Genomic DNA, 15334 nt, shown 5'->3' on the forward strand with positions numbered 1-15334 from the left:
GCCACCTTTGTAGACAAATTCCTATGTTTAAATTTATGAGAGGAAACAAGATATATGACTTGTATTTTAGGACAACTAACATAGCATAACTTTATTATGTAAACGGTTATATAAACTAAATATTATTCCTTCTAGCGTTTTTTATCCGATACCATAAGTAAAAAAGCCTGTTTAAGCTCTACACTTAAAACAGACTTTTCCTACTTTTCGTATTGAAAACATATATCAAAAAGTTTGATTTATTGCTTCACATACACTTCAACAACCGGATTATCTTTATTATCCGCATGCAAGCGTATATTCTCTTCACTTGTACTATAAATACTAGCTAATAACATAATCGTTAACACATTAGGAGTTTTTGCATCGCTTCCGTATTTTCTTTCAAGTGCTTCCTTGTATTCAAACTCCAAATCCCCCTGCACATATGTATATACTTCAAAGCCATCTTCTAAATTGCAAACTACTGTATCAATTATATCTGCCCCTACTTGCTTCTTCATTTCTTCTCGCAATGCTTCAATAAATCCTTCCCACGGTACTTCGTATGTCTGAAACTGATCTGTAGATTTCATGCCTTTTCCTCCTTATATATCCTCTTCCTATATTTCCCCTTTCCTATAACAATTATGATAGATAGGGCATTCGTACAAGCCGCACTTGTCCCCTTTACATATCGTATTACTGTAATGGGGAAGGAGGAAAGAACATGCATAGACAAAAATGTTACGATACGTGCCAACGTTATTTCGGTAAAGTCGTTCGAATTGAAGATCGTGATGGTCGCATTCATTTAGGAAAAATAATTGATGTGACAAAAAGCTCTGTATGGATTGAACCAGTGCAACAGCGCTCATCTTTTGATACAGGATTTGGATACTATGACGCTTATGCAAACGGTGGCTGTGATCTTTGCGGAGGCATTAGCAGATGTGATAGCTGCGGATTTGGTTGTGGTGGTGGATTCAGTGGATGTGGATGTGGCGGTCGTGGTTGCGGTAATTGTGGCGGTTGTGGCTGGGGCGTTGAACTCGGATTTGGTTTCATCTTTGGAATTACATTAGCTGCATTATTTTTCATTTAACATAATAATAAAGAGTTGACTACCTTTAGCCAACTCTCTTTCTTTATTTTTCACATATAAAAATACGATGACCTAAAATATATTGGTACATAAGTCGTACATTTTCATGCTGCACCCATGCCTCATATAATTCATTTGGAATATGCGCGGATACATTCCACTCTGGCTCTTCTATATAGCCCGAGATCGTTTCTGCAATTGTACCACCGCCAGCAATTGTAATTCTTTTAAAATTTGCTTTCTGAAATAATTGTACCCATTCATTCTCAGTTAATAGTTCTTTCATCCCGTATAATCGGGCAATTTTTCCTTCCTCACTCTTCTCAATGTGCCTATCAATAATCATTTCAATGACAACTAGCTTGCCATCCTTCTGTAATACACGATAGCACTCTGAGATCACCCTTTCTTTCTCCGTAAAAGCGAGTATCGATTCTCCGAGTACGAACTCAAATGATTCATGCAAACAAGGTAATTGCTCTACATTTCCTTCAATTAATTGAATGTCTATTCCTTCAAACGACCATCTATCTTTCGCCTTTTGAATCATAATCTCATTCTTTTCAACCGCCGTTACTTTATAACCACATTCTTTTGTCATATACGCTGCTGTTTTCCCCGTACCGCAGCCTATCTCAAGGACGTTAGCTCCATATTTAAAAGGTAGTTGTGCTAACAATTGTTTTGTTAACGTAAAACCGCCAGGGTGAGCACTTCCTATTCCATAATAAGCTAGGAAATCGATGTATGTGTTTCGTTTCATGGGATTCTCCCTTTTTTATTTTATATATTCCGTGATGAAAGAAAAGTGCACAGAAAAAAACATTTTCAAGTGCTCTAATACCGCAACTTGAAAATGCTTTTTCTTCTATCCTGCCATTTGCTGGGCAGTCTGATTAAAGTTTCACTTTATTATTTCTCTTCAATATACGCCCATTTGAAACTATATTCCGGACTAATATTATGTTTCACAATTCCCTTTATATTTGGTTTCATAACATATGATTTAGCACTTTGGTATAAAGGTACAAGCGCTACATCATCTTCAAGTAATATTTTCTCAGCCTTTCCTAACTCTGTCCAACGTTTTTTTGCATCAGCCATCCATTCTGTCTTACTTTTAGTAATAATGTCATCATATTTTGAATCTGAGTAGCTCATCTGGTTCTGAGAATTTGTCGTTTCAAACATATCAAGGTATGTCATTGGATCCGCATAATCTGGATTCCAGCCACCATATGAAAAATCATAATCTTGGTCTGATTCTAATTTCAACTTTTGCTTGAATGGTTGCAGTTTAATATTTACTGTCACGCCTTTTAAATTCTTTTCAACTTGATCTTTTACATACTCCCCAACTTTTTTCGCATTACCAGTATCATAATTTAACAGTTCAATTGTGACTTGATCTTTTCCAAGTTCTTTTTTCGCTTCTTCCCAAGCTGCTGCTGCCTTTTTGGAATCTTGTTTTAAACCATTCTTGAACGTTTCTGCGAAATCTTTACCGTCTGGCCCACTCGCTAAACCTTTTGGTACTAAGTAATCCACTGGTTTTGAACCATCATTTAAAATGACATTCGTTAAAGCTTTCTTATCAATTGATAATGCAATTGCTTCACGTAATTTTTTGCTCTTTAACGGTGTATCTTGCCCACCACGTTTTTGGTTTAGACGTAAATAAAACGTACTTGTTTCCGAATATGCGCCAAACTCCTCTTTATTATTTCTATACTTATCAACAAATTCACCTGATAAAAGTGCGAAATCAATTGCACCTGTATCATATAAATTTACTCTCGTAGCTGGTTCTTTTACTACACTATAGTTAATTTCCTCTAGTTTTACAGTCTTTTTGTCCCAATACTGCTCATTTTTCTTTAATTTCCAGCCTTGCTCATGTTTCCAATCAGTAAGAACGAACGGTCCGTTATATACTGTTGTATCAGACTCTAAACCGAATTTATTCCCTTTTTCTTTTACGAACTTTTCATTTAATGGATAGTATGACGCAAATGCCATTAAGTTCAAGAAATATGGTACCGGTCTTTCTAGTTCCACTTCAAGCGTATAATCATCTACTGCTTTTACACCTAATGTAGCAACTTCTGCTTTTCCTTGATTAATTGTTTCTGCATTTTTAATATAGTAAGCAATAAATGCATACTCCGCAGCTGTTTTTGGATCTACGAGACGTTGCCATGCAAATACGAAATCTTTCGCTGTTACTGGATCACCGTTTGACCATTTTGCATCTTTCCGTAATTTAAATGTATACTTTTTACCATCCTCGCTTTTTGTGCTAGATTCTGCTACAGCTGGTATTGGCTTATTATCTTTATCAAGGCGATATAAACCTTCCATCGTATTCCCTAAAATTTGTGCGCCAAGTGTATCTGTACTTTTTGAAGTATCCATCGTCGGAATCTCATTCGTTTCTGTACGATTTAGCACTTGCTTCGCTGCATATTTTATATCAGATTTTTTCTCTTCCCCGCCATTATTAGACGTTGTAGTCGGTTTCTTCTCCCCACCAGATCCAGAAGAACATGCTGTTAACGCCATACTCATTGCTAAAACTGGCACTACAACTGCCGTTAGTTTTTTCATTTTTTTCTTCATTCTTGTACCCTCCCCAATTATATGTACGAAACTAACTTTGAGAGATTTTCTATGAACTTAGTTATTAATGCTTTTTCACCAATTAACATCTTGGTAATTATCCTCATTTTTAAAGTTTCCATTATTTTATTTTCATAGTAACTATGTATTTTACTATTACTACTATACGAATTCTCCCCCATCTACTATATGTCAGTACTACTTTTCTTATTCTTCTCTATTTAATTGAATAGAAAAAGAGCGTGTTAATAGTAATGTTTCTACTTTGAACACGCTCTTTTTTATTATTTCCCTTCCGTTACATAAGCCCACTTAAAGCTATATTCTGGACTGATGTTATGTTTCACAATTCCTTTTACATTCGGCTTCATTACATACGCTCTTCCTGTTTGGTATAAAGGAACTAATCCTGCGTCTTCTTCAAGGAATAATTTTTCTGCTTTCCCTAAAGCTTCCCAACGCTTCTTCGGATCTGACAATAATTCATTACCCGCTTGTTTAACCATTTCATCATATTTTGGATTCGAATAACTCATTTGGTTATATGGGCTCTTCGATTCAAACATATCAATAAATGTCATTGGATCTGAATAATCTGGGCTCCAACCTGCAAACGAAACTTCATAATCTTGTGCTGACTCTAATTTTAATTTTTGTTTGAACGGCTGAATTTTCGTGTTAACCGTTACACCTTTTAAGTTTTTCTCAATTTGATCTTTAAAGTAGTCAGCGATTTTCTTCGCAGTTCCATCATCATAACTTAGTAATTCAATTGTCACTTGGTCTTTTCCAAGTTCTTTTTTCGCTGCTTCCCAAGCTGCTGCACCTTTTTTCGGATCATATTTTAGACCGTTTTTAAATGTATCTTGGTAATCTTTACCGTCTGGCCCTGTCGCAAGTCCTTTTGGTACCAATTGATCTGTTGCTTTTGAACCGTTATTTAAAATAACAGTTGCTAATCCTTTTTTATCAATTGATAATGCGATCGCTTCACGAAGTTTTTTGCTCTTTAACGGTGTATCTTGTCCGTTACGTTTTTGATTTAGACGCAAGAAGAATGTACTCGCTTCTGAATACTCACCGTATTCCTCTTTGTTCGATTTGTATTTATCAACGAATTCTCCTGATAATAATGTGAAATCAATTGACCCTGTATCATATAAGTTTACTTTCGTAGCAACTTCTTTTACTACACTGTAGTTAATTTCTTCTAATTTTACAGTCTTATTATCCCAGTACTTATCATTTTTCTTTAGCTGCCATCCTTGTTCATGTTTCCATGAAGCCATAACGAACGGTCCATTATACAACGTTGTATCTGCTTCTAAACCGAACTTATCTCCTTTTTCTTTTACGAATTTCTCATTTAATGGATAGTAAGATGGGAATGCCATTAAATTCAAGAAATATGGTACTGGTTTTTCTAATTCTACTTCTAGCGTGTAATCATCTACCGCTTTTGCTCCTAAATCTGTTAAAGGTTTTTCACCTTTATTAATTGCTTCTGCGTTTTTAATATAGAAAGCAATAAACGCATATTCTGCAGCTGTATTTTTATCGAGTAAGCGCTGCCAACCGTATACGAAATCTTTCGCTGTTACAGGGTCACCATTCGACCATTTTGCATCTTTACGTAATTTAAATGTATATTTTTTGCCATCCTCACTTTTCGTACTAGATTCTGCAGCAGCTGGGATTGGCTTATTATCTTTATCTAATCGATATAAACCTTCCATTGTGTTTCCTAAAATTTGAGAACCTAATGTATCGGTAGATTTTGAAACATCCATCGTCGGAATTTCTTGATTCTCTGTACGATTTAGCACTTGTTTTGCTGCGTATTTAATTTCAGATTTTTTCTCTTCCCCACCACCACTAGACGTCGTAGTTGATTTCTTCTCCCCACCAGATCCAGAACACGCTGTCAACGCCATACTCATCGCTAAAACTGGCGCTACAACCGCCGTGAACTTTTTCATCTTTTTCTTCATTTTTGTACCCTCCCCAATTATATGTACGAAACTAATTTTGATAGATTTTCTAATAACCAGTTATCAGAAAATTCTTATTAATTAATATTCTACTAATTTTTCAGATTTTGTAAAGTTATTTTTAAAATATTCTAAAAATTATTTTTTTGTGATAATAACAAGTATTTTTTACAATTATCACAATACAAATACTTCCTTATATTTATCGATTGATTTACATTTAATCTCAAAGTAAAAGAGCATTCCAAAAGTAAATAGTCTACTTTTGAAATGCTCTATCATTTTATCTTACTATTGTGGACGATGAGATTCTCACTACAAAATAAGCTAAGAAACGTGTATATATCCACTTAAAGATAGTATTACTGTTTAAAATTATTTTCCATCTTTTTCAGTCATGTATGCCCACTTGAAGCTATACTCTGGGCTAATGTTATGGTGAACGATGCCTTTTGCGTTTGGTTTTTGAACGTATGCATCACCACGTTGGTATAAAGGTACAAGTGCTACATCTTGCTCAAGAAGTAATTTCTCAGCTTTTCCTAGCTCTTCCCAACGTTTCTTCGCGTCACCCATTAATTCTCCGCCAGCTTTTTTGATCATATCATCATATTTTGAATCAGCGAAGCTCATTTGGTTATGAGAATGATTAGACTGGAACATATCTAAGAATGTCATTGGGTCAGCGTAGTCAGGTCCCCAACCAGCAAATGATATATCATAGTCTTGCTCTGTTTCTAATTTCAGCTTTTGTTTGAATGGCTGAAGTTTAATATTAACAGTTACACCTTTTAAGTTTTTCTCAATTTGATCTTTTACATATTCACCAACTTTTTTCGCATTACCAGTGTCATAGTTTAATAGCTCAATTGTAACTTGGTCTTTCCCAAGCTCTTTTTTCGCTTCATTCCATGCAGCTGCTGCTTTTTTCGCATCTGGTTTAATACCATTTTTAAATGTTTCTTGGAAGTCTTTACCGTCTGGTCCAGTTGCTAATCCTTTCGGTACTAAGAAGTCCGCAGGCTTAGATCCATCATTTAATATAACGTTTGATAAATTCTTTTTATCGATTGATAATGCGATTGCTTCACGTAATTTTTGGCTCTTTAACGGTGTATCTTGTCCACCACGTTTTTGATTCATACGTAAGAAGTAAGTACTTACTTGTGAGTATGAGCCAAACTCTTCTTTATTGTTTCTATACTTATCAACGAATTCACCTGTTAATAGCGCGAAATCAATTGCATTTGTATCATATAAGTTTACTCTTGTAGCTACTTCTTTTACTACACTATAATTAATTTCATCTAGTTTTACAGTCTTTTTATCCCAATATTGATCGTTTTTCTTTAGTTTCCAGCCTTGCTCATGCTTCCAATCAGTAAGAACGAACGGTCCGTTATATACTGTAGTATCAGACTCTAAACCGTATTTATCCCCTTTTTCTTTTACGAACTTCTCATTTAATGGATAGTACGATGGGAATGCTACTAAGTTTAAGAAGTATGGTACTGCTTGTTCTAATTCAACTTCAAAAGTAAGGTCGTCTACTGCCTTTACTCCTAGTTCTGTTACAGGTTTTTCCCCTTTATTAACGGCTTCTGCATTTTTAATTGGGAATGCAATGAATGCATACTCAGCAGCTGTTTTTGGGTCTAATAAACGTTGCCAAGCATATACGAAATCTTTCGCTGTTACAGGATCACCATTTGACCATTTTGCATCTTTACGTAATTTGAATGTATATTTTTTACCATCCTCACTCTTCGTGCTTGACTCTGCCGCGGCTGGGATTGGTTTGTTATCTTTATCTAATCGATATAAACCTTCCATTGTGTTCCCTAAAATTTGAGAACCTAATGTATCAGTATTTTTAGAAGTATCCATTGTCGGAATCTCATTTGTTTCCGTACGATTTAGTACTTGTTTCGCTGCTAATTTTTCTTCTGATTTGCTATCTCCGCCAGAGCTAGAATTTGTGCTTGTCTTCTTATCTCCGCCTGATGTAGAACATGCTGTTAATGCCATACTCATTGCTAAAACTGGTGCTACAACTGCTGTTAGTTTTTTCATTTTTTTCTTTTTCACTTTCTGTACCCTCCCTAATTCTTAACGCTCTCATTTAAGAATTTTCTGATAATTCTGTTTTTCTTTATATATTTATCAGAAGATTCTTATTAACTATTATTCTACTAATTTTTTGAGTTTTGTAAAGTGTTATTATTGAAAATTTTTAAAAAATTATTTTTTTACAGTAATATTCATAAAAATTCCATAATCTTTCGAAACACTATATCTCATTGAATTCTATGTATTGATTTAATAGTCTTTATATCCTTTCACTATAAAATACTTGTAAATTATTGTTAATAAATAATGTATATCGTAACAAACCTCTTTTCTACAAAAATAAAAAAGCAGACATTACGCCTGCTTCAATTCTCTTCAATCTGCTTTTCACTTAATCCTAGATGTGTTCTAAGCGTATTACTCAAACTCTGTAGATCTCTTTTATTAGGATTATAATAATATACACGTTGCCCATTTGGACCATTAGGTAAATACAAATCATCACCAGCTAATTGAATTTTTTCAACTGAACCGTTTAAACCGTACTTATAAAAAGATAAAATATCATCCATTACTAAGTTTGTTTTAAAATCACCGTCAACCGCCTCAACCATTTTTTCTAGTTTCGTAATCGAACCTACACTTTTTAATTTACTTAACATCGCTTCAATAACAAGCTGTTGGCGCTGACCTCTCATTGCATCACTATCAATATGACGCGTTCTTGCCAGTGCAAGTGCTTCTTCCCCTGTTAATTTTTGTAGTCCTTTTTTCAAATGGATTGCGTCAGGTTCATCTTTACTATTTTGCTCCGTAAATTCAACTGGAACATCTACTTCAATCCCATCTATTCCATCAACAATTTTAGTAAATGCATTAAAATTAAACTTCACAAAATAATCAACAGGTACTTGTAACATTTTTTCTACCGCTTCCACTGAAGCTTGTGGTCCTCCATCTTTACCATTTTTAACGAAACCACTTCCATATGCATGTGTTATTTTATCTTTTTTCTTTTCAACTGGAACATATGTATATGTATCACGTGGTATACTCGTTAATTTCACTGTCTTATCATCTTTATTAAAAGTAGCTAACAGTAGTGCATCTGTATGAAAAGCACCATTATACTCCTTTTGTCGTTCTTGATTTTCATCAATTCCCATAATTAAAAGTGAAACATTATTTGCAATTGGTTTTACGGCTTTCTCACGTAAATTAGATTTTTCACCACGCGCTAAATTCAAACTAGACTTTTGTACGAGATTAGAAGTTTTCATATACACATAAGCACCATATCCCACTCCGCCAAATAGTAATACTACTAACAATACACTTATTAGCATTGTCTTTTTATATTGTTTTTTATTTTTCTTTTCTCTTGAAGAAGAGGTATTCTCCATATAGTTCCCTCCATTTTCTATTCATCTAATATATTTTTCAATTTTTCATACATAGCGCTATCCTTTTGAAACACATTCTCTTTCAACCCTTTGTTTATTTGTATCCATTCAGTCGTAATCGAATATTGAATCATACCCTCGTGGAAACTAAGGAACTTTAGCATAATCCCTGTATTTTTCTCTACAACCATTTCAAATTTCCCTCTTAAATCTTCAGATGTACTTACAGGCATTTCTATGTTTATTGTCCCTTCTATTTTGTAGCAATCCAGTCCAAGATACTTCGTTTCTTTATAATTCCAATCTTTATATCGAATTAATAGATCAGCAAATTCTGATTGAATACTATACTTAGCAAATCCCACATATTCATCATCGTATCTTTTTTTCTCGCCTGATTTTCTCAATAACCTTTCTGTGGGATTTAATTTTAATAGCTCATAGTTTTTTTCTTTCGGGCTCCATTTTGTCTCTTTATATGTATACTTCTCATCATCAAATTCTTTTTTCTTGCCCTCGTTATATATAATTGTTCGTTTTTTCGCTAGTTTATCTTCTTTCGAAGAGATACCACTTTGTCGCTCCGTATCAATCGCATATTTGTATGTTGTAGCAATTCTTGACGAGCTAGAATATTCCTCAAATTGTCCTGAAATATTTTTAAAATGATCAATAGAATCCAGCATCTTTGCATGAATTTTTTCTTTATCTGGATAATTTACGTTCGATTTTATTTCTTCTTCATTTTCATAATCAGAAAAAGCCTTTTTCTTTACATATTCAAATACTCCACCATTTTGAGCAAAAATTTCATCAGAAAACTCCGACATAGACACAATTGAAAGTGTTAGAACCGCAGCACTTATAGCCATCATATAAACTCTGTAACCCTTCTTTTTTACCGGGAGATTATGAAGGGTACTATTAATCTTTTCATTTAACTCTGGCGGTACTATCACATTCTCTCCTTTTATTCTCTTTTTTAATTTTTCATCAAATAATTTTTCGTTATCCATCCTATACACCCCCTATTCCATCTTTAATTGTTTTTGCAGTTGTTCCCTCGCACGTGACAATCTCGATTTTACTGTTCCTTTTGGTATTTCTAAAAGTTTGGCAATACTCTCTTGATTCATATCTTCATAATAATAAAGCACCGTAACAGCTCTTAACTCTTCATGTAATGATTGAATCGCATTGCACAAATCTATATCTTCATACTGATCGTAAGCACTCATATTGTAATCATTTTCTTCTATTACCATTATCTTTTTGTATGACCTAATAATATTGTTACACTCATTTATCAGAATTCGAATTAACCAAGTTTGAAAAAACTCTTCTTTTTTTAATTTTTTTATATTTTCATAGGCTTTTAAAATTGTTGCCTGTATCGCATCCTCTATATTTGTCTCATCACGTAACATTGCCTTTGCAATGCGATACATCTTCACTTTTTCTGTATGTATAAGCGCCATAAACGCTTCATGATCACCTTTTTTCGCTAAAGAAACATCGGTTTCTTCTTTTACAATCATTTTATATAAAGGGATTACTTTCACAATTGCTCCTCCTGTTTCATCCTCACTTCAAATTTAACTTTACATGTATTAGACGGATGAGCCTAGAAAAAGGTTCATTTTTTTGAATATTTCCATAAAAAAAGATAAACATTTTTCATGTTTACCTTTACTCAGATGTAATTCTAAGGAAATATCCATCTGGATCGACCACTTTAAATCCCCTCATCTCCCATGGGTAAGTTTGAATTTCTTCTTGTATTGTGCACCGCTTCTCTTTACAACGTTCATATACTTCTTCAATCCGATTGACAACAATAATTAGTTCAAAGCCATTCCCCTTCGTTTCTTTTCGATTGTAAAAATAGTGATTTCCATTCAATGTTGAATCACTAACTAATAATAAAGAAAACTGGTCATGATTAAAACGAGCTCCATGCATACTTCTTTTATACAACTTTAAACCAATTACTTCTTCATAGAACAATAATGACTTTTCGATATCATTTACATATAGCTGCACCCGGAACAAATGATTCATTCGTTTCCTCCTCATCAAAAAAAGCCCACTTTCTCAGTGGACTTTCTACTTTACAACGGTAAATCCCTCTTCTTAAACACTACAATCGCTACTATGAAAATACAAAGTGCTCCAGCAGTTAAACCTATACTCACTGGCCATATATTATACGTTCCTTCAGCAATCTCTTTCGGACGAAATAGCGTAAACAATGATATATTTCTCATCCACTCTAACTTATCACTTAATTTACCTACCATATCCGCTACGAAAAATAAAATTGTTAAACTTGCTGAGTAGCTAAGTGCCTTTCTTTCGTCGTTACATATACAAGAAAAGAAAAATGAATAAGCACTAACGACTAAAAATATGAGCCCTCCAACTACATTTATCTTCAGGAATAATTCTTTATTTAAGTTATTATCTTCTAAAAACCACTCTGCACCTACTATACCCGCTACATACGTAACAGCTACAATAATCAGAAGTCCCAATATAAGAATAGCCGCTTGTGTGATTGCAATTCGCACTCTAGATACAGGCGTTGCTAGCAAGTATGCCATCGCTCCTTTATCTACATGACGAGCAATTAAATGCGTTGCAACTGTTACGCAAAAAATTGTTAAAATAATAATAAACAATAGACTATAATATTCGCCAGCTAAAAAATCCATTACATTTTGAATCGGACTTTCCATGCCAACAATTTTTTTCACACTATCAGGCATAGCACTTATTAATTCATTTAATCCTTTCGCCGATACCATTGAAGGGAAGATCCAAATTATCAACCATAAATATAAAGCTGCACCAGTTGCATAACTCAAAATACTTTTTTGTGTTTCTTTCAAACTAGCTAAAAACAATTGTTTATTCATGCTTTACCCCTTCTTTCTTATCGTAATAATGCATAAATAAATGTTCTAAATCCATAGCTCTCGTTTGAAGTGCCGTTACATTATAGTTTGAAAGTGTTTGTAAAACAGCTTGATAGTTTCCTTGTACGATAATCGACGCTTCTCTTCCTTTCACCGCTTCAAATTGCAAATTACATTGTGTAAGAGAGTCAATCTCTTCTTGCGATGATACGGTTACATCTATTACCTGTCGTCTCATACTTTGTAAATCATGAATATTTTCAATCGTTACAAGGCGACCATCTTTAATAATTGCTACTCGATCACACGTACGCTCAATTTCAGTAAAAATATGCGACGACATAAGAATTGTTTTTCCTCTTTGCTTTTCCTCTACTATTAAATCTATAAATACTTGCTGCATAAGTGGATCGAGCCCTGATGTCGGTTCATCTAAAATTAACACTTCTGGATCATGCATAAAAGCTGCAACAATCCCTACTTTTTGCTTCATACCTTTAGACATTTTTCGAATCGGTGTTTTCACATCAAATTGCAGACGTTCTATTAATTCATCTCGTCTTTTCGTATCCTTTAAACCGCGCATTCCTTGCATTAATTTTAAAAACTCTAATCCATTCATTCCTTCAATAAAAGAGATTTCTCCTGGTAGATAGCCAACTTCTCTTTGAATTTTCGCTGCTTCATCCCAGCAATCTAATCCAAAAATTGTCGCTTTACCATCTGTCGGTTTTATAAATCCCATTAAATTACGAATTGTTGTGGATTTCCCGGCACCATTTGGTCCTAAGTAACCGAATACTTCCCCTTCTTTTACATCAAATGTAATATGAAACAAACCTTTTCCATTTGAAAACTGTTTTGTGACATTTTGAACTGAAATCATAATTCCACCTCATTTTTTGAAATATTTAATATGTGATATTTCAAAATTATTGTACTCCTCATCTTTCATATTCGCAACAACTTTTTGAAATATTTATATGTCCATATTTCAAAAATATTGTTTTCCATTATTTTTTCTTGTATATTTTAATTGAGGTGATTGCATTGAACGGCTTTGAAAAAGTGAAAGAAAAGAAAAAACGTGCCATTAAAGAGGCAGCCTTCTTATTATTTTCAGAACGTGGATTTAATGAAGTGAAAATAGAACATATTGCAAAAGAAGCAAACGTTTCTCAAGTTACCATTTATAATCATTTCGGAAGTAAAGATGCGTTATTTCGAGAGCTTATACAAGAATTTATTATATCTGAATTTCAATATTATAAAGATCTTGCAGCGGAAAAATTACCTTTTCATGATATGATGCAAAAAATGATTGTAAGAAAAATGAGTACTGGTGGGTTATTTCAGCCGGATATGTTACTACAAATGATGCAAAGAGATGAAGAGCTCCGCGATTTTATTTATAGTTATCAAAACGAAAAAATCCTGCCTTGGTATTTAGAAATATTAGAACAAGCACAGCAAAAAAATGAAATTAACCCTCACCTTACTAAAGAAATGATGTTGCTATACATTCAAATGTTCACTAAATTAGGTGATGATTTCGGGGCACAGCTTCTTGAAGGAGATCGCGAAAAACATATACAAGATATCGTTACGATGTTCTTTTATGGACTGTCCGTCCCAGAAAAATAATGTTTCTAAAGAACAAATACCATCACAAAAAAGCCCTTTAGATATTTAAATCTCAAGGGCTTTTTCATGTCAAAAAAATGATTAAAACTAACTTTATCTTAAAGAAGTTAGATGCTGCTTTATAGATAATACCTTATTATAGATTAACTCTTTTAGCATAACTGGCTGAATTGAGATAATTGTTTCACCGAAATTCAGAAAGTAACTTGCAATAAACTCAACTTCTTGCTTGTTAAAATAGCCTGTTATACTATAATTTTCATTTTCTTTTTGTATCTTCATGGAAGGATAATTCTCTTTATCAAAAATGTCTTTTCCTTTTTGATTAACAATGACAATAAAATCAGTTGCATCAGGCTTTCTATGAAAATTAGTAAGATAACTTAACAACTCTTCAAGATTTTTTGGATTCGTATTGCTTGTTTCCTCAATAGAAACAATTTTATCACATCTAATTATTTGAACATGATTTGTCTCAAAGTTAAAGATTTTAGCATACCACTGGCCAAATTTAGATTCGATTCGAATAAATTGGGCGACCAATACTTTCTCCGCATCTTTTTTTAAATATGTTAAATGATAAACTCGCTCAGCAAAAATCCCCTGTAAAATTTCTTTTAAGTACGGACTAAAATTGCTATGATTTGTTACTTCAAAGGAAAGCGTTCGCTCCATAATCGAAATATTTTTACTCACATTATCCGGTAATACATGTTTAAATTTATTTTCAAGTGCAATACTTTCTATATTAAATGGTTTCGTCTTGTATCCATTTAGTGTAAGAATCGAAAAATATAACGCATACATTTCATCCACACTAAAATAAATTGGCGATAACACACTATTTTCTATAATTTTGTAACTTCCATTTCTACCTAGTTCAGAATATATCGGTACACCTATTTCTTCCAGTGATTGAATATCTCGCAACGCGGTACTTTTAGAAATATCATATCTAACCATTAAATCCTTTAAATTAAAATATCTTTTATTATTTAAGTAAATAAGCATATCATTTATTCGTTCCGTTTTTTTCATATTTCCCTCCCAAAAAGGTGTCATGTATTGAAACCTTTTTAGTCTATATTATAATTATTAACTAATAAAGGAGTTATAAATTTATGACATTAGAAATAGCTATTTTTCTTTCAATGAATGGGCATGCAAAGGAGGCAATTAATTTTTATACACGCAATTTAGAAGCTAAGCAGTTAATGATTGTTACGTATGAAGAACTGGCGAAAAGAGATAGTTCTTTTAAAATTACAAATGAAAATAAAGATCATATTGCTCACTCTGTTTTACAAATTGGAAATACAAAGCTAATGATAGCAGAAGATACAATGAATCCTACTGAACGTTATAACGTTGGTAATAATATGTCACTTTGCATTCAAAGCGCTAATTTAGAAGAAATACAAAGATTTTATAATAATTTAATTTCCGATAAGCACGTGAAAATAATCTCTCCGCTAGAAAAAAATATATTTAGTGAAGCATATGGTATTATTGAAGATCCATACGGCATACAAATCCAGTTAATGTATGACAAACGATTAGGCTAAATAATTAGTCATATTCACATTTTCCTAATAAAAAAGACAC

15 protein-coding genes are annotated in these 15334 nt (G+C 33.2%); 3 read left to right on the forward strand and 12 right to left on the reverse strand.

The annotated features are described in order from the left end of the window. Nucleotides 1–239: 239 nt before the first annotated feature. The gene (locus ACXVYO_RS07975) at nucleotides 240–575 is read right to left on the reverse strand and encodes a hypothetical protein (protein WP_458466594.1); all 336 of its coding nucleotides are present in this window, start codon (nucleotides 573–575) and stop codon (nucleotides 240–242) included. A gap of 134 nt (nucleotides 576–709) precedes the next feature. Between ACXVYO_RS07975 and ACXVYO_RS07980 the strand changes: the two genes are divergently transcribed. Continuing rightward, a complete protein-coding gene (locus ACXVYO_RS07980) occupies nucleotides 710–1084 on the forward strand; it encodes a hypothetical protein (protein WP_458466595.1) in 375 nt (124 codons plus the stop codon). Nucleotides 1085–1127: 43 nt separating this feature from the next. On the opposite strand, the gene ACXVYO_RS07985 is transcribed toward ACXVYO_RS07980, so the two are convergent. The 10 genes from ACXVYO_RS07985 to ACXVYO_RS08030 all read right to left on the reverse strand — a co-directional run bounded on the left by ACXVYO_RS07985 (nucleotide 1128) and on the right by ACXVYO_RS08030 (nucleotide 12971). Further along, nucleotides 1128–1847: a class I SAM-dependent methyltransferase gene (locus ACXVYO_RS07985; RefSeq protein WP_458466596.1), complete on the reverse strand. Its 720-nt coding sequence runs from the start codon at nucleotides 1845–1847 to the stop codon at nucleotides 1128–1130. A 149-nt stretch (nucleotides 1848–1996) separates the two neighbouring features. Further along, nucleotides 1997–3703, reverse strand: a complete 1707-nt coding sequence (locus ACXVYO_RS07990) for a peptide ABC transporter substrate-binding protein (RefSeq protein WP_458466597.1) — start codon at nucleotides 3701–3703, stop codon at nucleotides 1997–1999. Nucleotides 3704–3987: 284 nt separating this feature from the next. After that, nucleotides 3988–5694, reverse strand: a complete 1707-nt coding sequence (locus ACXVYO_RS07995; RefSeq protein ID WP_458466598.1) for an ABC transporter substrate-binding protein — start codon at nucleotides 5692–5694, stop codon at nucleotides 3988–3990. Nucleotides 5695–6069: 375 nt separating this feature from the next. After that, complete coding sequence (locus ACXVYO_RS08000) at nucleotides 6070–7782, reverse strand: peptide ABC transporter substrate-binding protein (protein ID WP_458466599.1); 1713 nt, start codon at nucleotides 7780–7782, stop codon at nucleotides 6070–6072. A 347-nt stretch (nucleotides 7783–8129) separates the two neighbouring features. Next, on the reverse strand, nucleotides 8130–9167 hold the full coding sequence (locus ACXVYO_RS08005; RefSeq protein ID WP_458466600.1) for an LCP family protein: 1038 nt from the start codon (nucleotides 9165–9167) through the stop codon (nucleotides 8130–8132). Between the two features lie 17 nt (nucleotides 9168–9184). Further along, nucleotides 9185–10183 carry an anti-sigma factor gene (locus ACXVYO_RS08010; RefSeq protein ID WP_458466601.1) on the reverse strand — a complete coding sequence of 333 codons (999 nt, stop codon included), beginning with the start codon at nucleotides 10181–10183 and terminating at the stop codon, nucleotides 9185–9187. Nucleotides 10184–10195: 12 nt separating this feature from the next. After that, the gene (locus ACXVYO_RS08015) at nucleotides 10196–10729 is read right to left on the reverse strand and encodes an RNA polymerase sigma factor (protein WP_458466602.1); all 534 of its coding nucleotides are present in this window, start codon (nucleotides 10727–10729) and stop codon (nucleotides 10196–10198) included. A 127-nt stretch (nucleotides 10730–10856) separates the two neighbouring features. Further along, a complete protein-coding gene (locus ACXVYO_RS08020; RefSeq protein WP_458466603.1) occupies nucleotides 10857–11228 on the reverse strand; it encodes a VOC family protein in 372 nt (123 codons plus the stop codon). 50 nt (nucleotides 11229–11278) lie between these two features. Continuing rightward, nucleotides 11279–12085, reverse strand: a complete 807-nt coding sequence (locus tag ACXVYO_RS08025; RefSeq protein WP_458466604.1) for an ABC transporter permease subunit — start codon at nucleotides 12083–12085, stop codon at nucleotides 11279–11281. Next, nucleotides 12078–12971 carry an ABC transporter ATP-binding protein gene (locus tag ACXVYO_RS08030; RefSeq protein WP_458466605.1) on the reverse strand — a complete coding sequence of 298 codons (894 nt, stop codon included), beginning with the start codon at nucleotides 12969–12971 and terminating at the stop codon, nucleotides 12078–12080. Before ACXVYO_RS08030 ends, ACXVYO_RS08025 begins: the two co-directional genes overlap by 8 nt. Nucleotides 12972–13126: 155 nt before the next feature. Here ACXVYO_RS08030 and ACXVYO_RS08035 point away from each other — a divergent pair, with 155 nt between their 5' ends. Next, on the forward strand, nucleotides 13127–13729 hold the full coding sequence (locus ACXVYO_RS08035; RefSeq protein ID WP_458466606.1) for a TetR/AcrR family transcriptional regulator: 603 nt from the start codon (nucleotides 13127–13129) through the stop codon (nucleotides 13727–13729). A gap of 93 nt (nucleotides 13730–13822) precedes the next feature. Here ACXVYO_RS08035 and ACXVYO_RS08040 read toward each other — a convergent pair whose 3' ends face one another. Continuing rightward, entirely contained in the window at nucleotides 13823–14791 is a 969-nt protein-coding gene (locus ACXVYO_RS08040) for a helix-turn-helix transcriptional regulator (RefSeq protein ID WP_458466607.1), read from the reverse strand. A 59-nt stretch (nucleotides 14792–14850) separates the two neighbouring features. Here ACXVYO_RS08040 and ACXVYO_RS08045 point away from each other — a divergent pair, with 59 nt between their 5' ends. After that, the gene (locus tag ACXVYO_RS08045; RefSeq protein ID WP_458466608.1) at nucleotides 14851–15294 is read left to right on the forward strand and encodes a VOC family protein; all 444 of its coding nucleotides are present in this window, start codon (nucleotides 14851–14853) and stop codon (nucleotides 15292–15294) included. Nucleotides 15295–15334 lie beyond the last annotated feature (40 nt).

This window comes from Bacillus sp. BC08, assembly GCF_054326875.1.